12 protein-coding genes are annotated in these 20,076 nt (G+C 59.7%); 9 read left to right on the plus strand and 3 right to left on the minus strand.

From position 1 onward, the window contains the following. Positions 1–4: 4 nt before the first annotated feature. Positions 5–970, minus strand: coding sequence for a 2-hydroxyacid dehydrogenase (locus ACP7BN_RS19945; RefSeq protein ID WP_426205760.1), 966 nt, complete (start codon positions 968–970; stop codon positions 5–7). 91 nt (positions 971–1,061) lie between these two features. Between ACP7BN_RS19945 and ACP7BN_RS19950 the strand changes: the two genes are divergently transcribed. The 5 genes from ACP7BN_RS19950 (at position 1,062) to ACP7BN_RS19970 (ending at position 10,067) form a co-directional block, all read left to right on the plus strand. After that, positions 1,062–1,691 carry a LysE family translocator gene (locus ACP7BN_RS19950; RefSeq protein WP_420650764.1) on the plus strand — a complete coding sequence of 210 codons (630 nt, stop codon included), beginning with the start codon at positions 1,062–1,064 and terminating at the stop codon, positions 1,689–1,691. 155 nt (positions 1,692–1,846) lie between these two features. Next, complete coding sequence (locus tag ACP7BN_RS19955; protein WP_426205761.1) at positions 1,847–3,529, plus strand: fatty acid--CoA ligase; 1,683 nt, start codon at positions 1,847–1,849, stop codon at positions 3,527–3,529. A gap of 336 nt (positions 3,530–3,865) precedes the next feature. Further along, entirely contained in the window at positions 3,866–5,755 is a 1,890-nt protein-coding gene (locus ACP7BN_RS19960) for a DUF1302 domain-containing protein (RefSeq protein ID WP_420650761.1), read from the plus strand. 28 nt (positions 5,756–5,783) lie between these two features. Next, positions 5,784–7,148, plus strand: a complete 1,365-nt coding sequence (locus ACP7BN_RS19965) for a DUF1329 domain-containing protein (RefSeq protein WP_420650760.1) — start codon at positions 5,784–5,786, stop codon at positions 7,146–7,148. A 186-nt stretch (positions 7,149–7,334) separates the two neighbouring features. Next, complete coding sequence (locus tag ACP7BN_RS19970; RefSeq protein ID WP_426205762.1) at positions 7,335–10,067, plus strand: LuxR C-terminal-related transcriptional regulator; 2,733 nt, start codon at positions 7,335–7,337, stop codon at positions 10,065–10,067. Positions 10,068–10,153: 86 nt separating this feature from the next. Here the strand turns inward: ACP7BN_RS19970 and ACP7BN_RS19975 are convergent, their stop codons facing one another. Beyond that, positions 10,154–15,499, minus strand: a complete 5,346-nt coding sequence (locus tag ACP7BN_RS19975; RefSeq protein WP_426205763.1) for a matrixin family metalloprotease — start codon at positions 15,497–15,499, stop codon at positions 10,154–10,156. Between the two features lie 200 nt (positions 15,500–15,699). Here ACP7BN_RS19975 and ACP7BN_RS19980 point away from each other — a divergent pair, with 200 nt between their 5' ends. Both ACP7BN_RS19980 and ACP7BN_RS19985 read left to right on the plus strand, forming a co-directional pair. Continuing rightward, positions 15,700–16,344 carry an MBL fold metallo-hydrolase gene (locus ACP7BN_RS19980; protein WP_426205764.1) on the plus strand — a complete coding sequence of 215 codons (645 nt, stop codon included), beginning with the start codon at positions 15,700–15,702 and terminating at the stop codon, positions 16,342–16,344. A gap of 111 nt (positions 16,345–16,455) precedes the next feature. Next, positions 16,456–17,190: an OmpA family protein gene (locus ACP7BN_RS19985; protein WP_420650829.1), complete on the plus strand. Its 735-nt coding sequence runs from the start codon at positions 16,456–16,458 to the stop codon at positions 17,188–17,190. A gap of 246 nt (positions 17,191–17,436) precedes the next feature. Here the strand turns inward: ACP7BN_RS19985 and ACP7BN_RS19990 are convergent, their stop codons facing one another. Beyond that, the gene (locus ACP7BN_RS19990) at positions 17,437–17,871 is read right to left on the minus strand and encodes a YhcB family protein (RefSeq protein WP_420650830.1); all 435 of its coding nucleotides are present in this window, start codon (positions 17,869–17,871) and stop codon (positions 17,437–17,439) included. Between the two features lie 144 nt (positions 17,872–18,015). Between ACP7BN_RS19990 and ACP7BN_RS19995 the strand changes: the two genes are divergently transcribed. Both ACP7BN_RS19995 and ACP7BN_RS20000 read left to right on the plus strand, forming a co-directional pair. Then, a complete protein-coding gene (locus ACP7BN_RS19995) occupies positions 18,016–18,645 on the plus strand; it encodes an alpha/beta hydrolase (protein WP_426205813.1) in 630 nt (209 codons plus the stop codon). A gap of 24 nt (positions 18,646–18,669) precedes the next feature. After that, complete coding sequence (locus tag ACP7BN_RS20000) at positions 18,670–20,025, plus strand: tryptophan--tRNA ligase (protein ID WP_426205765.1); 1,356 nt, start codon at positions 18,670–18,672, stop codon at positions 20,023–20,025. The last annotated feature ends 51 nt before the right edge of the window (positions 20,026–20,076 follow it).

The following is a 20,076-nucleotide window of genomic DNA, read 5'->3' on the forward strand; positions in this document are numbered from 1 at the left end:
TCTATCAACTGACGACCCGCAGCGCCTTACCGCTGAAAAATGCCTGAGTGTTTTCCACCAATTGGCCAACAATGCGCTGGCGCGCTTCGCGGCTGCCCCAGGCATTGTGCGGGGTGACGATCAGGCGCGGAATGTCGGCGGCCAGCAGCGGATTGCCCTGGGTTGGCGGTTCGACACTCAGCACATCGGTGGCCGCGCCGCCGAGGTGGCCATTGCGCAGCGCATCGGCCAGCGCCTGTTCGTCGATCAAGCCGCCACGGGCGGTATTGACCACGAACGCGCCGGGTTTCATCGCGGCCAGCTCGCGGGCGCCGATGAAGTTGCGGGTGTGTTCGTTGAGCGGGCAGTGCAGGGTCAGCGCGTCGATCTGCGGCAGCAGTTCATCCAGTGGCAAACGATCCGGGCGTGCCGGGCGTCCCGGAATCTGCCCGAGCAAAACGCGCATGCCGAATGCCTCAGCCAGCCGCGCGACCGCACCGCCGAGCTCACCGTGGCCGAGCATGCCGAGGGTTTTGCCCTCCAGTTCGACGATTGGATAGTCGAGCAGGCAGAACTGTTGCGCCTGCTGCCAGCGACCCTCGCCAACGGCTTTTTGATAGTCAGTCAGACGCGTGGCGAGGTTGAGCAGCAGCATGATCGTGTGTTGCGCCACCGACGGCGTGCCGTAACCCTGGCAGTTACACACAGTGATGCCTTGGGCGCGAGCGGCGGCGAGGTCGACGTTATTGGTGCCGGTGGCGGTGATCAGGATCAGTTTCAGATCGGGGTTGGCAGCCATCGCGGCAGCGTCGATCTGGATTTTGTTGGTGATCGCCACGCTGGCGCCCTGCAGGCGTTCGGCGACTTGTTCGGGCAGAGTCCGGGCGAACAGTTGCAGCTCGCTGAAACACTCGCGCAGCGGACTCAGGTCGAGGTCGCCAAGGTCCAGAGACGGGTGATCAAGGAATACTGCGCGGTGGGCGTTCGTCATCAACTGTACCTGTTGTGCCGGGAAGGGAAGGCGTAATCTGCCGAGCCTACCAGATGAAACAAATTGATACGCTTGGCCGAAAGGAGCCCCCATGTACTGGACCGAGTTCTTGACCGTTGCACTGATCCACCTGTTGGCCGTCGCCAGTCCGGGCCCGGACTTTGCCGTGGTGGTGCGCGAAAGCGTGACCCACGGTCGCCGCGCCGGCACCTGGACCGCGCTCGGTGTGGGCACGGCGATTTTCCTGCACGTCGGTTATTCGCTGCTCGGCATCGGCCTGATCGTGTCGCAGTCGATTGTGCTGTTCAACGCCTTGAAATGGGCCGCTGCCGCGTACCTGCTGTACATCGGCTACAAGGCTCTGCGCGCGCAACCGGCGAAAGCCGTGACCGACGATCTGCACAAAGAGGCCGGCGAACGCACCGCGCGCGGCGCGTTTACTTCAGGCTTCGTCACCAATGGCTTGAACCCGAAGGCCACGTTGTTCTTCCTGTCGCTGTTCACCGTCGTCATCAACCCGCACACGCCGCTGAGCGTGCAGGCCGGTTACGGCATCTACTTGGCAGTCGCCACTGCGATCTGGTTCTGCCTGGTGGCAATGTTGTTCAGCCAACAACGCGTGCGTGCCGGTTTCGCGCGCATGGGCCATTGGTTCGACCGGACCATGGGCGTGGTGCTGATTGCGATTGGCGTGAAACTGGCGTTCACCGAGATGCATTGATCTGACTCAGGCGTAACGAAACCGGGCAAATGCTGGCGCAAAGCTAGCACTCGTGCGGCTGTGCAAATCATTCCTTTGGCTGATTTGGTTGTGGCGTAAGGGTTTTACATTACAAATCTTTACGCCAACACCGTGCAGTCAGAAAAGGGATTCTTATGTTGCAGACTCGCGTCATTCCGCCCGCTGAAGGGGCGTACCAGTATCCATTGCTGATCAAACGGCTGCTGATGTCCGGCGCCCGTTATGAGAAAACCCGCGAGATCATCTACCGCGACCAGTTGCGCTACAGCTATCCGACGCTGATCGAGCGTGTGGCGCGGCTGGCCAATGTACTGACGGCGGCCGGGGTCAAGGCTGGCGATACCGTGGCGGTGATGGACTGGGACAGCCATCGCTACCTGGAATGCATGTTCGCGATTCCGATGATTGGCGCGGTGATCCACACCATCAACGTGCGCCTGTCGCCGGAACAGATTCTCTACACCATGAACCACGCCGAAGACCGCTTCGTGCTGGTCAACAGCGAGTTCGTCGGGCTGTATCAGGCCATCGCTCCGCACCTGACTTCGGTCGAAAAAACCCTGCTACTTACCGATCTACCGGAAAAAACCGCCGATCTGCCGAATCTGGTCGGTGAGTACGAGCAACTGCTGGCCGCAGCGAGCCCGCACTATGATTTCGCGGATTTCGACGAAAACTCGGTCGCGACCACGTTCTACACCACTGGCACCACCGGCAACCCGAAAGGCGTGTACTTCACCCATCGGCAGCTGGTGCTGCACACCATGGGCGTGTCGACGATCATGGGCTCCATCGACAGCGTGCGCCTGCTCGGCACCAACGATGTGTACATGCCGATCACGCCGATGTTCCATGTGCACGCGTGGGGCTTGCCGTATGTAGCGACGATGCTCGGGCTCAAACAGGTCTATCCAGGGCGTTACGATCCGGAATTTCTCGTCGAGTTGTGGCGCAAGGAGAAGGTCACGTTCTCGCATTGTGTGCCGACCATTCTGCAAATGCTGCTCAACGCCAAGGGCGCGCAAACTACCGATTTCGGCGGCTGGAAAATCGTCATCGGCGGCAGTGCGCTGAACCGCTCGCTTTATGAAGCCGCCAAGAGCAAAGGCATTCAACTGACGGCAGCCTATGGCATGTCGGAAACCGGTCCGCTGGTGTCCTGCGCACATTTGAACGATGAACTGATGGCCGGCACCGAGGACGAGCGCACCACTTATCGGATCAAGGCCGGCGTGCCTGGACCGTTGGTGGAAGCGGCGATTGTCGACAGCGAGGGCAACTTCCTCCCCGCCGACGGCGAAACCCAGGGCGAGCTGGTGCTGCGTGCGCCATGGTTGACCGAAGGCTATTTCAACGAGCCGCAGAAGGGTGCCGAGCTGTGGGCGGGCGGCTGGCTGCACACCGGTGACGTCGCCACACTGGACGGCATGGGCGTGATTGATATACGCGACCGCATCAAGGACGTGATCAAGACCGGCGGCGAGTGGATCTCCTCGCTGGACCTCGAAGATTTGATCAGCCGGCACGTCGCGGTACGCGAAGTAGCAGTGGTGGGCATCGCTGATCCGCAGTGGGGCGAGCGCCCGTTTGCCCTGCTGGTGATCCGCGAAGGCCACGAAATCGGGGCGCGTGAGCTCAAGGAACACCTCAAGCCATTCGTCGAATTAGGACACCTTAGCAAGTGGGCGATCCCGAGTCAGATTGCCGTTGTTACGGAAATTCCCAAGACCAGCGTCGGCAAACTCGACAAGAAGCGCATCCGCCTCGACATCACTGAATGGCAGAGCAATAACAGCACCTTCCTTTCGACGCTTTGAGCGTCCCTGGCGCGCCGAAAACGGCGCGCCAGACCTCCCTAGCAAGCGCTTGGCTTGTGAAATCCGAATTTTCAGCCATCCTTGCCGTGCCGACATGTGTCGGACTGGCGAAAGGACTGTTCCAGAGTGGCCGGCAGCTGCAAATCACACTTTAGAGGGATCAAGCAGTACAACCTGCTGGCTATAGTCCGCTCAAGGATTTTTAAGAACGGGGCAAACGCACAACACGGGGCGATGCAACATTGGAGTGATTTCGGGCAGCCCTTGGCTTTCGGTCCTTCAAGCGTTTTTAAAAGTACTAACTGCCATAACAATAATGCACATGGAGTAGCGTCGATGACCTCAGTAAACCAGTTCTGGCGCCGGGCGAAACTGCCTCTGGCGGTCAGTCTTGCTTCTTCGCTCGCCGGGCCCGCATTCGGCGTCAGTTTCAACGTCGGTGAAATCGAAGGCCAGTTCGACTCCTCCCTGTCGATCGGTGCCAGTTGGTCTACCCAGAGTCCGAACAAGAACCTCATCGGCGTCAACAACGGCGGCCATGGCCTGTCGCAGACCTCCGACGACGGTCACGCCAACTTCAAGAGCGGCGAAACCTTCTCGAAGATCTTCAAGGGTATCCATGACCTTGAATTGAAATACGGCGACACCGGTGTATTCGTCCGTGGCAAATACTGGTATGACTTCGAACTCAAGGACGAGAGCCGCCAGTTCAAGGACATCAGCGACAACAACCGCAAGGAAGGCGCCAAGTCTTCCGGCGGGCAGATCCTCGATGCATTCGTCTACCACAACTACTCGATTGCCGATCAGCCCGGTTCCGTGCGTCTGGGCAAGCAAGTAGTGAGCTGGGGTGAAAGTACCTTCATCGGCGGCGGCATCAACTCGATCAACCCGATCGATGTCTCCGCATTCCGTCGTCCGGGCGCCGAGATCAAGGAAGGCCTGATCCCGGTCAACATGTTCTATGTGTCGCAGAGCCTGACCGAAAATCTCTCGGCCGAAGCTTTTTACCAGCTCGAATGGGATCAGACCGTTGTCGACAACTGCGGCACGTTCTTCTCCCAGCCGGACATCATTGCCGACGGCTGCGAAAACAACCTGCGCGTGCTGAACAAGCGTTCGACCATTCCCGCTGTGGCCCTGGGACCATTGGCAGCCAACGGCGTCAACGTCAACGAGGAAGGTGTTCTGGTCCAGCGCGGCGCCGACCGTGATGCCCGCGACGGCGGCCAGTGGGGTGCGTCCCTCAAGTACATGTTCGAACCGCTTGATACCGAGTTCGGTGCGTACTTCATGAACTACCACAGCCGTGCGCCGATCTTCAGTGCCACCGGTGCGCCACAGTCGGTCTACAACACCGCAGCCAGCCTGCCCGGGCCGTTCGCTGCCCTTGCACCGTTGCTGGTCGCCGGTAACTCGAAGTACTTCGTCGAATACCCTGAAGACATCCGCCTCTATGGCCTGAGCTTCTCCACTACCCTGCCTACCGGTACGGCATGGAGCGGTGAACTCAGCTACCGGCCGAACGCCCCGGTGCAGTTGAATTCCACCGACATCCTGTTCGCAGGTGTGCGTCCGCTGGGTGGCGCGTTGACCAATGCTTCGCTGTTGACCGGTGTTCCGGGTCAGGACCTGCACGGCTATCGTCGCAAGGAAATCACCCAGTTCCAGACCACCCTGACGCACTTCTTCGATCAAGTCATGGGCGCCAGCCGTCTGACCCTGGTCGGTGAAGTGGGCGTGACTCACGTCGGCGGTCTGGAAAGCAGCTCCAACATCCGCTACGGCCGTGATCCGGTCTACGGCCCGGGCGAATTGCCGGCTACCGGTGGTGCCAACACCTGCGCCAACATCCTCAACGCCAGCACCATCAACGGGGCAGGCGCAGGTTCGCCGCAGAACAACCGCAGCCGCAATTGCGATGATGAAGGTTTCACCACGGCGACCTCGTGGGGCTATCGCGGTCGTGCGATCTGGGAATACAACGACGTGTTCGCCGGCGTCAACCTCAAGCCGAACGTGGCCTGGTCCCATGACGTAAGCGGCTACTCGCCGGGCCCTGGCGGCAACTTCGAGGAAGGTCGCAAAGCGGTCAGCCTGGGTGTCGATGCCGAATACCAGAACACCTACACCGCGAGCCTGGCCTACACCAACTTCTTTGACGGCAAGTACACCACCGTGGACGACCGCGACTTCGTTGCGCTCAGCTTCGGCGTGAACTTCTAAGCACTGCATTTTCAGGACGAACGAACTTATGAAAATAACAAAGAGTCTGTTCCACGCCGGTGTTCTGGGCCTTTCGCTGCTGGCAACAAGTGTCATGGCAGCAGTGCCTGCCGCTGAAGCGGACAAGCTGGGCAAGAGCCTGACCCCGATGGGCGCCGAGATGGCCGGCAACGCCGACAACTCGATCCCGGCCTGGAAGCCGCTGCCGAAGAATGCCGGTAGCGTCGACAGCAAGGGCTTCCTGTCGAACCCGTACGCCAGCGAACAACCACTGTTTACCATCACTGCAAAGGATGTAGACAAGTACAAGGACAAGCTCGCACCGGGTCAGTACGCGATGTTCAAGCGTTATCCGGAAACCTTCAAGATGCCGGTCTACCCGTCTCATCGCGGCGCGACGGTTCCAGATGAAGTGTTTGCGTCCATCAAGAAAAACGCCACCACCACGAACCTGGTGCAAGGCGGCAACGGCCTGGAAAACTTCGAGACCGCGGTGCCGTTCCCGATTCCGAAAACCGGCGTCGAAGTCATCTGGAACCACATCACCCGCTATCGCGGCGGCAGCGTAACCCGTCTGGTAACTCAGGCCACGCCGCAACCGAATGGCTCGTACAGTCTGGTGTATTTCCAGGATCAGTTCGTGTTCCGCGACAAGATGAAGGACTACGATCCGGCGAATCCGGGCAACATCCTGTTCTACTTCAAGCAGAAAGTGACCGCGCCGGCACGTCTGGCCGGTGGTGTGTTGCTGGTACACGAAACCCTCGATCAGGTGAAAGAACCGCGTTCGGCGTGGGTCTACAACGCCGGTCAGCGTCGTGTGCGTCGCGCACCACAAGTGTCCTATGACGGGCCGGGTACTGCGGCGGACGGTCTGCGCACTTCCGACAACCTCGACATGTTCAACGGTGCACCGGATCGTTACGACTGGAAGCTCATTGGCAAACAGGAGATGTACATCGCCTCCGACAGCTACAAACTCGACGATCCGAAGCTCAAGTACGCCGACATCATCAAGGCCGGTCACATCAACCAGGATCTGGCGCGTTATGAACTGCGTCGTGTCTGGCACGTGACTGCAACCTTGAAGGAAGGTCAGCGGCACATCTACGCCAAGCGTGACTTCTTCATCGATGAAGATACCTGGCAGGCTGCGGTGATCGACCACTACGATGGTCGTGGCCAACTGTGGCGTGTGGCCGAGGCACATGCCGAGAACTACTACGACAAGCAAGTGCCGTGGTATGCCCTGGAAACCCTCTACGACCTGCAGTCCGGCCGCTACCTGGCGCTGGGCATGAAGAACGAAGAGAAGCAGGCGTATGACTTCGGTTTCACCGCCACCACCAGCGACTTCACGCCGGCCGCGCTGCGTCAGGATGGTGTTCGCTAAGCTGTAGCAACGCGAGGCCGCATCCTCGTGAAAACGCCCCGACTGGTTCGGGGCGTTTTTTTGCCTGTCACTTTTCCTGTAGCCTTTTTGTAGCCATTTGTAGCAACCACCTTCATAACCGCTTCGTTTAAGGCTAGTCTGCGGACATCTGCTACGCCGCCAACCGCCCTACAACAAGAGCCGGCCATGACTGATCTGTCCCCACTTGCGGGTCCTGCAAGCGTTGCCGTCGCGGCACTCGACGGGCGTTTTTTTCGCCCGCCGTTACCTGATGGTCACGTGTTGCGCCCGCGTCTGTGCGAACGCCTGAGTGCTGGTCTCGGTGGTCGTCTGCTATTGGTCAGCGCCCCGGCCGGATTCGGCAAGAGTTCGCTGGCGGTGGAGTTCTGTCAGAGCCTGCCAGCGCACTGGCAAAGTCTGTGGCTCGGCCTGAGTGTTCGCGACAATGATCCGGGGCGCTTTCTTGAGCGTCTGCTCGAAGGCTTGCAGGACTATTTTCCGCCGATCGGCAGCCGGGCGCTGGGGCTGCTCAAGATGCGTCAGCGGCATCAGCCGTTCGCTTTCGAAGAATGGCTCGATGGCTTGCTTGATGAACTCGCTCAGCACCTCGATCCCAAGACGCCGATACTTCTTGTTCTGGATGATTACCACCTTGCACAAGGGCCGGTGCTCGACCGCTGCCTGCAATTTTTCCTCAATCATCTGCCTGACGGCTTGCTGGTCATGGTCACCAGCCGCCAGCGGCCCGACTGGCATCTGGCGCGCCTGCGCCTCTCGCGACAATTACTCGAACTGCACGAGCAGGACCTGCGTCTTACCCACGACGAAGCCATGACCCTGCTTGATCGCCATAGCAGTTCCCTGCGCGGCGAAGCGCTGGAAAACCTGATTCAACGCAGCGAAGGCTGGGTGGCCGGGTTGCGGTTCTGGCTGCTGGCGGTGTCCGAGGCCGGCAATCAGGCGCCTTTACCGCAAGCCTTGAACGGTGGAGAAGGGCTGATCCGCGACTATCTGCTGGAAGAAGTCATCGATTGCCTGCCTCCCGAAGTTCAAGCATTTCTGTTCGAGACGGCTCCCCAGGATCGCTTTTGCAGCGAGCTATGCGACGCCGTTCGCGAAGCCCATGACAGTGCCGAAATCCTCAGATTTCTCTTGGCGCATCAGGTGTTCCTGGTGCCGCTGGACGAGCATGGCCACTGGTATCGCTATCACCACCTGTTTTCCGATCTGTTGCGCAGTCGGCCCGTGGCGCAAGCGATGGTGCCGACCGCGACCCTGCACCTGCGCGCCTGTCGCTGGTTCAACGCACAGGGTCTGCTGGATGAGGCAGTGGAACAGGCGTTACGCGCCGGCCATCTCGATGTGGCGGCGAATCTGGTGCAGAACCTTTCTGAAGAACAACTGCTGGCAGAGCAAAACGTCGGCATGCTACTGCGCTGGAAAATGGACTTGCCCGACAGCCTGCTGATCAGCACGCCACGGCTGATCGTGCTGTACAGCTGGGCTTTGGGGCTGGCTTGCCAGCTTGACGCCGCCGAAGAGCTGGCCAGTCATCTGAGTCGCTTCCTGCCGGCACCGTCGGCCACTGCGCAGAAGTCGATGCTCGCGCAATGGCTGGCGCTGAGCGGGATCATCGCCCGTGGCCGTGGGCAGCGTGAATTGACTCTGGCTTATTGCAACGAAGCGCTGGAAAGCCTGCCGGCCAAGCGTTACGGGCAACGGCTGATGTGCCTTTCGACCTTGTCCAATCTGGCGATCGCCGACGGTGACCTGTGGCGCGCGCGCGGTTTGAACCGCGAATCATTGGAGCTGGCGCAGCGGGTCGGCAATCCGTTGTTCGAAGCGTTGGCCCATTACGATCGTGCCCGCGTGTTGCAGGCGCGTGGAGAAATTCTGCGAGCGCTCGACGAAGTGCATGAAGGTCTGGCTCGTCTGCGCGGACTGTCGACGCAGCGGCTGTACGCGGTGCGCGCCCGTCTGACGTTATACGAAGGCTTTCTGCTGGCGATGCGCTTGCAGTCGCAGGCCGCGCGTACAAAATTGCAGGCAGGGCTCATTGAAGCGCGGGCTTGTCGCGACATTAGCGTTTTGATCGGCCACTGCGTCATCGCCCGACTGGAAGGCAGCGCAGGAGAATTCGCCAAGGCATTTGCTGAGCTTGCCGAAGCCGAACGCCTTATGCACATCTGGGACGTGCCCCCGATCTACTATCTGGCGATGATCACTCTGGTCAAATGCGAACTCTGGCTGGCTCAGCGCCGGCTCGACCTGGCCGAGGCGTGGCTGACCCGACTGGGCCAGACCTATACCGGCGAACGCGCAGCGGCACCGCCGGAGTTTCATCCCCAATTGCCTTTGCACGTGGAGTTGCAACAAGCACTGCTGGATGTGATTCAGGGACAACCGATGCGTGCCGAAGGGCGTTTGAACGTGTTGCTGGAAAACGGTCACCAGACCGGACGGCAATTGCTCAGCGTCATGGCGCTGACGCAAAAAGTTGCATTGTTGCTGGGTGGTGGACGTGAGTCGGAAGCACGCAAGGTCTTGAGTCAGGCATTGGATGCGGCTGCCGGGGGTGTGCTGCAGCCGTTCGACAGTCTGCTGAGGGACCATGCGGGTTGGCTTCGCGGGCAACTGATGATGTCGCCGACGTTGGCTGGGAAACAGTTGCTCGAGCATTTTCCGCATGCACCGGTCCCTCCAGTCGTGGAGTCAGGTGCCGCTGAGCAGCTCAGCAGCCGTGAACTGGCGGTTCTGCGTCTGATCGCCAAAGGTTGCTCGAATCAGGAGATCAGCACCCAGCTGTTCATCTCACTGCACACCGTGAAAACCCACGCCAGCCATATCAACAGCAAACTGGCGGTCGAGCGGCGGACGCAGGCAGTGGCACGGGCCAAAGAGTTGGGGTTGTTAGCCTAGGATGAAAAAGCGCTAACAAAAAAACACCCCGCAGTGACGGGGTGTTTTTCATTTGCCTATTCCAATCGCGCTTGAAGAGCGAAGGTTCAAACCAATACGTCGTTAGTGCTGAGAGCGCTGACACCTACCAGTTGCACTTCGAAGTAACCCCCTAAGCTTTCGCTCAAGTTGCCCGACAGCACATGATCCGCGAAGCGCAGTTGCCCGGTTCCGGTGAACGCATTTGCGCCAATGAACGTCATGTGTTGGATGCCCAGGGCCATGGGATCAATGTCGAAACCGGAGAAATCGATCTTGTCCCCTTCCAGTGCGTTGAAATCGGCAATGACGTTATGGGAGGGTGCTCCACCCATTGCAGCATTGGCCACGAACAGATTGCTGAAGGCAAAGGCGTCGGCGCCTGTACCACCGTTCAGCGTGGTATTGCCCAACCCGCCGTACAGTGTGTCGTTACCTTCACCGCCGTATAGTTTGTCGGTACCGTCATAGCCCCAGAGAATGTTATTGCCGGAGTTCCCCGTCAGGACGTTATCGAGGTTATTGCCCCACAGCGTCAGGTCGGCATTACCGAGCATCGTACCGTCTTCGACGTTCTCCGCGAGCCTGTAATCCACCGTGGTCCGGATGAGATCGTGGCCACCATCGAAAGGCGATTCAAACACGGAGTCATTAACGTTATCCACGATGAAGATATCGTCGCCGCCCTCACCGATCATGATATCGGCGCCGAGTCCACCCGACAGGATGTTGTTTCCGTTATTGCCGTGCAAGTTGTTATTCAGGTCGTTACCGGTCAGATTCAGGTTGGCATTGCCCATCATCTGGCCGTCTTCGACGTTGTCCGTCAGTGTGTAGTCGATGCTGATATTGACGGTGTCCACGCCTTCGTTGGCGAGTTCGATGACCACATCGCCAACGTTTTCGACGTAGTAAATGTCGGAGCTATCGCCGCCGATCATGGTATCGGCACCTAGCCCGCCATCAATGTAGTTGGTGCCGGAGTTGCCCCTGATCACGTTGTCCAAGGCATTGCCGGTCAAGGTTCCATAGTCGGTGCCGAGCATCGTCAGGTCCTCGACATTGGCCGAGAGCGTGTAACTGACGCTGGTTCGGACCAGGTCATGGCCTTCACCGAGCTGTTCGGTCACCACATCCTGATAGTTATCCACAACGTAGATGTCATCACCGGCACCACCGATCATGGTGTCGATGCCAAGGCCACCATCAAGAATATTGTTGCCACTGTTACCGGTCATCCGGTTACTCACCGCGCTGCCAGTGCCGTTGAGGTTGGCGCTACCGGTGAGAATCAGGTTCTCGACGTTGGCGCCGAGGGTGTAATCGATGGACGAGAACACCCGGTCGAGCGCAGTCAGCGAGGCGTCGGTTTCGATCACCACGTCACCGACGTTGTCGACGTAGTAGGTGTCGACGCCGTCGCCACCGATCATGGTGTCGGCACCCAGACCGCCATCCAGGGTATTGGCCGCCGCGTTGCCGGTCAGGGTGTTGGCCAAGGCGTTGCCGGTGCCGTTGATTGCGCTGGCGGTCAATACCAGATTTTCCAGATTGGCGCCCAGCGTCCAGTCCACCGAGGAGCGTACGGTGTCGATTTCGCTCGCCAAGGTGCTGGTTTCGGTGGTGGTATCGCCAAGGTTGTCGACGATGTAGGTGTCGTTGCCCAGGCCACCGATCAGGGTGTCCGTGCCGAGGCCGCCATCCAGGATGTTGGCGCCGTCGTTACCGGTCATACGGTTATTCACCGCGCTGCCAGTGCCGTTGAGGTTGGCGGAACCGGTGAGAATCAGGTTCTCGACGTTGGCGCCGAGGGTGTAGTCGATGGACGAGAACACCCGGTCGAGTGCGGTCAGCGAGGCATCGGTTTCGATCACCACATCACCGACGTTGTCGACGTAGTAAGTGTCGACACCGTCGCCACCGATCATGGTGTCGGCACCAAGGCCGCCGTCCAGAGTGTTGGCGCCACTGTTACCGGTCATCCGATTGTTGACGGCGCTGCCGGTGCCATTGAGGTTGGCGCTACCGGTGAGAATCAGGTTCTCGACGTTGGCGCCGAGGGTGTAATCGATGGACGAGAACACCCGGTCGAGCGCAGTCAGCGAGGCGTCGGTTTCGATCACCACGTCACCGACGTTGTCGACGTAGTAGGTGTCGACGCCGTCGCCACCGATCATGGTGTCGGCACCCAGACCGCCATCCAGGGTGTTGGCCGCCGCGTTGCCGGTCAGGGTGTTGGCCAAGGCGTTGCCGTTGCCGTTGATTGCGCTGCCGGTCAATACCAGATTTTCCAGGTTGGCGCCCAGCGTCCAGTCCACCGAGGAGCGTACGGTGTCGATTTCGCTCGCCAAGGTGCTGGTTTCGGTGGTGGTGTCGCCAAGGTTGTCAACGACATAGGTGTCGTTGCCCAAGCCACCGATCAGGGTGTCCGCGCCGAGGCCGCCATCCAGGATGTTGGCGCCGTCGTTACCGGTCATCCGGTTATTCACCGCGCTGCCAGTGCCGTTGAGGTTGGCGGAACCGGTGAGGATCAAGTTCTCGACGTTGGCGACAAGGGTGTAGTCGATGGACGAGAACACTCGGTCGAGTGCAGTCAGCGAGGCATCGGTTTCGATCACGACGTCGCCGACGTTGTCGACGTAGTAAGTGTCGACACCGTCGCCACCGATCATGGTGTCGGTACCGAGTCCGCCGTCCATGGTGTCGTCGCCGGCACCACCGTTCAGGACATTGTTGCCGCTGTTGCCGACCAGCGTGTTGTTCAGGGTGTTGCCAACGGCATCCAGGTTGTCGCTGCCGGTGAGAAACAGGTTTTCCAGATTGGCGCCCAACGTCCAGTTTACGGATGAACGTACTGTGTCAATCTCGCTCGCCAGCGTGCTGGCTTCGGTGATGGTGTCGCCAAGGTTGTCAACGACATAGGTGTCGTTGCCCAAGCCGCCGATCAGGGTGTCCGCACCAAGGCCGCCATCAAGTATGTTGGCTCCATCGTTACCGGTCATCCGGTTACTCACCGCGCTGCCAGTGCCGTTGAGGTTGGCGGTACCGGTGAGGATCAGGTTCTCGACGTTGGCGCCGAGGGTGTAATCGATGGACGAGAACACCCGGTCGAGCGCAGTCAGCGAGGCGTCGGTTTCGATCACCACGTCGCCGACGTTGTCGACGTAGTAGGTGTCGACGCCGTCGCCACCGATCATGGTGTCGGCACCCAGACCGCCATCCAGGGTGTTGGCCGCCGCGTTGCCGGTCAGGGTGTTGGCCAAGGCGTTGCCGGTGCCGTTGATTGCGCTGCCGGTCAATACCAGATTTTCCAGATTGGCGCCCAGCGTCCAGTCCACCGAGGAGCGTACGGTGTCGATTTCGCTCGCCAAGGTGCTGGTTTCGGTGGTGGTATCGCCAATGTTGTCGACGATGTAGGTGTCGTTGCCCAGGCCACCGATCAGGGTGTCCGTGCCGAGGCCGCCATCCAGGATGTTGGCGCCGTCGTTACCGGTCATCCGGTTATTCACCGCGCTGCCAGTGCCGTTGAGGTTGGCGGAACCGGTGAGAATCAGGTTCTCGACGTTGGCGCCGAGGGTGTAGTCGATGGACGAGAACACTCGGTCGAGTGCAGTCAGCGAGGCATCGGTTTCGATCACTACGTCGCCGACGTTGTCGACGTAGTAAGTGTCGACACCGTCGCCACCGATCATGGTGTCGGCACCAAGGCCGCCGTCCAGAGTGTTGGCGCCGCTGTTACCGGTCATCCGATTGTTGACGGCGCTGCCGGTGCCATTGAGGTTGGCGCTACCGGTGAGAATCAGGTTCTCGACGTTGGCGCCGAGGGTGTAATCGATGGACGAGAACACCCGGTCGAGCGCAGTCAGCGAGGCGTCGGTTTCGATCACCACGTCACCGACGTTGTCGACGTAGTAGGTGTCGACGCCGTCGCCACCGATCATGGTGTCGGCACCCAGACCGCCATCCAGGGTATTGGCCGCCGCGTTGCCGGTCAGGGTGTTGGCCAAGGCGTTGCCGGTGCCGTTGATTGCGCTGGCGGTCAATACCAGATTTTCCAGGTTGGCGCCCAGCGTCCAGTCCACCGAGGAGCGTACGGTGTCGATTTCGCTCGCCAAGGTGCTGGTTTCGGTGGTGGTGTCGCCAAGGTTGTCAACGACATAGGTGTCGTTGCCCAAGCCACCGATCAGGGTGTCCGCGCCGAGGCCGCCATCCAGGATGTTGGCGCCATCGTTACCGGTCATCCGGTTATTCACCGCGCTGCCAGTGCCGTTGAGGTTGGCGGAACCGGTGAGAATCAGGTTCTCGACGTTGGCGCCGAGGGTGTAATCGATGGACGAGAACACTCGGTCGAGTGCAGTCAGCGAGGCATCGGTTTCGATCACTACGTCGCCGACGTTGTCGACGTAGTAAGTGTCGACACCGTCGCCACCGATCATGGTGTCGGCACCGGCCATGCCATTGAGGGTGTTATTCAGCGCGTTGCCGACCAGCGTGTCATTGAAGGCAGAGCCGGTGGCATTTTCAATCTTGGCGCCGTATGCGATCGCCAGCCCGTCATTGATGGCAGTCTGATTAGTGAGGTCGACGAACGTCTTGCCGATCTGACTGTAAGCACCTTCATTCAAATTGATGCCGACGGCGGCAAGCTGATTGCTGCCGTCAATGGTGTCGTTGCCGCCCGCATCCCAGATAGTCTCGAAGATCGACTGGTCGGTGGCCCATTTGTAAACGGTGTCACCTGCCTGCCACAGCGTATTGGCGCCATACAGACTCTGAATCGCAAGGATGTCGAGTACCATCGGGGTAGTCGGCTGATAGGAATAATTGCTGTTGTAACTCATCACGGTGTAGTGGACATCGTCCAGCGTCGGAGTCAACAGGGTCTTGTTGGTCGAACTGGTGTCGAAGGGGTGCTTGAGACCCAAGGCATGACCGATTTCATGCACGAATGTCATGTAGTCATAGGTGCCCTTGGCCGGGCTCGGGTCATTGGTTTGCGGACCAATCCACACATCACCGCCAGAGGGATTATTGGCGGGGAAGTAGGCCCAGGCAGCCGTTTGGTTGTCCATCAATCGATAGGCGCCAAAACGCATATCCCCCACATTGGCCATGGTGTCGCTGGTCAGCGTGAAATTGAGGTTGGCGACAGCACTCCAGGCGCTCAGTGCACTGGTCACCGCGAGCTTTTGCCCGGCAGTCAGCTCATAGAGTGCGTTGTACTCATTGTCGGGGCTGTACTTGGTTACGAAATACGAAGTGACCGGCGCCATGAAGCTATAGCTGAGGTTGGTCGGCCCCAGCGGATTCCAGTCAGATCCCAGCCAATAGGTGCCGGAAAGCAGGCTGTCGACAATGGCAACACCTGTCATTGAGGATGGAAGGCTGGGTGAATAGGTACTTGGCGTCGGCATGCTGATTTTTCCTGAGTGCGCTGCGGCCTTTCCTGATGCGACCGCTACAAAAGTATGATTTTGCACCAGAACTTATATGTTTGACATCATTAGGCCACTATTTTCTGATTAATGGCGTCAATTAACTGACCTGGCGTTCTATATCGGCGTGTGCAGTACAATCCTGAAGCCATCACCAAACCGATCTTCCAGGATCAATCATGACTGCTCCCATTCCCGCGCTCATCCGCGAAACCTTCCCCGTCGGCCCTTTGCAGTGCAACTGCACCATCATCGGCGACCCCGTCACGAAGAAAGCCATCGTCGTCGATCCGGGCGGCAATCCCGACCTGATCATGGCCCGCCTCGATGCGCTGGGCCTGAAAGTCGTCAGCATCATCCACACCCACGCGCATCTCGATCATTTCCTCGCCTCCGGGCAGATGAAAGAAAAAACTGGCGCGACCCTGCATCTGCACAAGGAAGATCAATTCCTGTGGGACAACCTCGAGATGCAATGCCAGATGTTCGGCGTGCCCTACGTGCCGGTGCCGCCACCGGATCGCTGGCTGTCCGATGATGAAGAGCTGGCCTGTGGTTGCGGCGTTGCGCTGCACACGCCCGGTCATACACCAGGTTCCATGAGCTTTTGGTTTTCCGAAGCTAAGCTGTTGATTGCCGGTGACACGCTGTTCCGGCGCGGAGTAGGGCGCACGGATTTGTGGGGTGGCGATCAGGCGACCATCGTGCGCTCGATCAAGCAACGGCTGTATACGCTGGACGAAGACGCGACAGTGGTTACCGGGCACGGTCCGGATACGCGTCTGGGCGATGAGATGCGCGAGAACCCGTTTGTACGAGCCTGAATATTTTGTCATGCGCGTGCGGCGGAATTATTACGCGCGGGAATGATCCAACGCCCGCACAGGTCTTTGCCAATGGCCGTTGCACCCAAGAATGCAATGTAGGAGCTCTCCATGTTCACCACGCGTCGTTTGATTATTGTCGCTACTGCCGTGGCCGTACTGTCCGGCTGCGCCTCGCCTAACCCATATGACAATCAGGGCCAGGCTGACGGCGGCTCGCAAGGCATGAGCAAAACTGCCAAGTACGGTGGCCTCGGTGCTCTGGCCGGTGCGCTCGCCGGCGCCGCTATCGGTCACGACAATCGTGGCAAGGGCGCCTTGATCGGCGCTGCGGTCGTAGGTGCTTCGGCGGCCGGTTACGGTTATTACGCTGACCAGCAAGAAAAGAAACTGCGCGCCAGCATGGCCAACACCGGGGTTGAAGTGCAGCGCCAGGGCGATCAGATCAAACTGATCATGCCGGGTAACATCACCTTCGCCACCGATTCGGCGAACATCGCTTCGAGCTTCTACCAGCCGCTGAACAACCTCGCCGGTTCGCTGAAGGAATTCAGCCAGAACCAGATCGAGATCGTCGGCTACACCGACAGCACCGGCAGCCGTCAGCACAACATGGACCTGTCCCAGCGTCGTGCGCAGAGCGTGGCCACTTACCTGACTTCGCAAGGTGTCAGCGGTGCCAACCTGAGCGCCCGTGGCGCCGGCCCGGATAATCCGATCGCCAGCAACGGCGACGTCAATGGCCGCGCGCAGAACCGCCGCGTTGAGGTCAATCTGAAAGCGATCCCGGGCCAGCAGTACGGTGGCCAGCAGCAACAGCCGGGCACGGTTCAGCAGTATCCGTAAGCGATTGCCTGAATGAAGAGATGCCCGGTCCTGTGATCGGGCATTTTTTTGTGTGGCTTGGTATGGCCTCATTGCTGGCAAGCCAGCTCCCAGAGGGTGATTTGTGGAACACTGATTTTGTGTACACCACTGATACCTGTGGGAGCTGGCTTGCCAGCGATGACGCCATCACTGGTGATACAAATCATCAGATACAAAAAAGCCCCCGGACAAGTGATTGTCCGGGGGCTTTTTGTTGGCGCTGGATTACTTCTTCAGGCCGTAATGCTCATCGAGCATGCCCGGCGCGTTCGGCGTCTTTGGCGCGTAATCGCGTGGCGGCTCCTGATCGCGGGGGGGCGTCAGGCGTTCACGCGGTGCCTGTACGGCATCGGAGTGCAGCGAAGCGAGCAGGCGCTGGCGGGTCTGCTCGTCGAGGGCCAGACGATTGGCGCCCTCGGCGAGATGGTCCTGCACTTCCTGATAGCTCTGGGTCAGTTTCTTGACCAGTGTCGCGGTGCTGTTGAAGTGGGTCACCACCTCATTCTGATAATTGTCGAAACGTTCCTGAATATCGTCCAGTTGCCGCTGTGTGCGGCTGGGCGCGGCGTTCGGCGCAACGCGTGCGATCAGGAAACCAATGGCGACACCCACAACCAGGGCAAGAGTCGGTAACAACCAAACTAAGAGCGAGTGTTCCACGAGTCCTTCCTCTATAAACGGCTTTGCTTTACGTTAACGGCTCGAACCTGCGCTGTATACCGCGATTCACTCGCAATAGATTGGCACAGACAATTTGCTAGACGAGTCGACCCGATTCGAGGTCACGGAGTTCCTTCCTTGCTGATGCGTGAAACCCCTGTAGTGATTGATGGCCCAGTCGGCCAACTGGAAGCTTTGTATCTGGACAACGAGCAGCCGCGCGGCATTGCGCTGATCTGCCACCCGAACCCGGTGCAGGGCGGCACCATGCTTAATAAAGTCGTCTCGACCCTGCAGCGCACCGCGCGCGACGCCGGCCTGATCACCCTGCGCTTCAATTACCGTGGCGTCGGCGCCAGCGCAGGCTCCCACGATATGGGCACCGGTGAAGTCGACGACGCTCAAGCTGCAGCTGTGTGGCTGCGGGAAAAACACCCGTATCTGCCGCTGACGCTGTTCGGATTCTCCTTCGGCGGATTTGTTGCAGCAAGTCTCGGCGGCCGTCTTGAAGCTCAGGGCGAGCAGATCCAGCATCTGTTCATGGTTGCGCCAGCGGTCATGCGTCTGGGCGATCAGGATCAACTGCCACAGATCGGCGAGTTGACCGTGATCCAGCCGGAAACCGACGAAGTGATCGATCCGCAACTGGTCTACGACTGGTCCGAGCAACTCCAGCGCCCCCATGAGCTGCTGAAAGTGGCAGAATGCGGACACTTTTTTCATGGCAAGTTGACTGATCTCAAGGATCTGATCCTGCCGCGTCTCTCGAATTGATTGCAGTCTGACAAGCGATTACCCATGACGAACCGTACCCGCATCCTCACCGGCATCACCACCACCGGCACGCCGCACTTGGGCAACTACGCCGGCGCCATCCGCCCGGCGATCCTCGCCAGCCGCGACAGCAACGCCGACTCGTTCTATTTCCTGGCCGACTATCACGCCCTGATCAAATGCGATGACCCGCTGCGCATTCAGCGCTCGCGTCTGGAAATCGCCGCGACCTGGCTGGCCGGTGGTCTCGACGTCGATCGTGTGACCTTCTATCGCCAGTCGGACATCCCGGAAATCCCCGAGCTGACCTGGCTGCTGACCTGTGTTGCCGCCAAAGGCCTGCTCAACCGCGCCCACGCTTACAAGGCTTCGGTGGACAAAAACGTCGAGACCGGTGAAGACCCGGATGCCGGCATCACCATGGGCCTCTACAGCTACCCGGTGCTGATGGCGGCGGACATTCTGATGTTCAACGCGCACAAGGTGCCGGTCGGTCGCGATCAGATTCAGCACGTGGAAATGGCCCGTGACATTGGTCAACGTTTCAACCACCTGTTCGGCCAAGGCAAAGAATTCTTCACCATGCCTGAAGCGCTGATCGAGGAAAGCGTCGCCACGCTGCCGGGTCTGGACGGGCGCAAGATGTCCAAGAGCTACGACAACACCATCCCGTTGTTCTCCAGCGCCAAAGAGATGAAGGACGCGATCTCGCGGATCGTCACCGACTCGCGCGCGCCGGGCGAAGCCAAGGACCCGGACAACTCGCACTTGTTCACGCTGTTCCAGGCATTCGCTACGCCAGCGCAGGCCGACGAATTCCGCAGCGAATTGCTCGGTGGTCTGGGTTGGGGCGAGGCCAAGAGTCGATTGTTCCAGCTGCTCGACAACGATCTGGGTGAGGCGCGCGAGCGTTACCACCAACTGATCGAGCGCCCGGCAGATCTGGAGGACATGCTGCAGATCGGCGCCAAGAAGGCCCGTGCGGTGGCAACGCCGTTCCTCAACGAACTGCGCGAAGCGGTTGGTCTGCGTTCGTTCGTCAATCAGGTGCAGGTCGCCGCGACCACCAAGAAGAAAGCCGCGAAAGCCGCACGCTTCGTCAGTTTCCGTGAGGACGACGGCAGCTTCCGTTTCCGTCTGCTGGCGGCGGATGGCGAGCAATTGCTGTTGTCGCGCAACTTCGCTGACGGCAAGACTGCCGGCCAGGTGACCAAGCAACTGCAATCCGGCCAAGCGCTGGATGTGCGCAGCGAAGACCTGAGCTTCAGCGTCTGGCTCGAAGGCGCGTGTGTCGGCGACAGCCCGACGTTCGTCGACGCTGCTGCGCGGGATGCGGCCGTCGAGGCCTTGCGGATCGCTCTGACACCGGTTCAGGAATAATCAGCGGCGCGGCCCGACCAAGGGCCGATTGCCATTCCCACGGGCCGTCGC

The organism is Pseudomonas sp. TWP3-1, assembly GCF_049896625.1.
Classification (GTDB): domain Bacteria; phylum Pseudomonadota; class Gammaproteobacteria; order Pseudomonadales; family Pseudomonadaceae; genus Aquipseudomonas.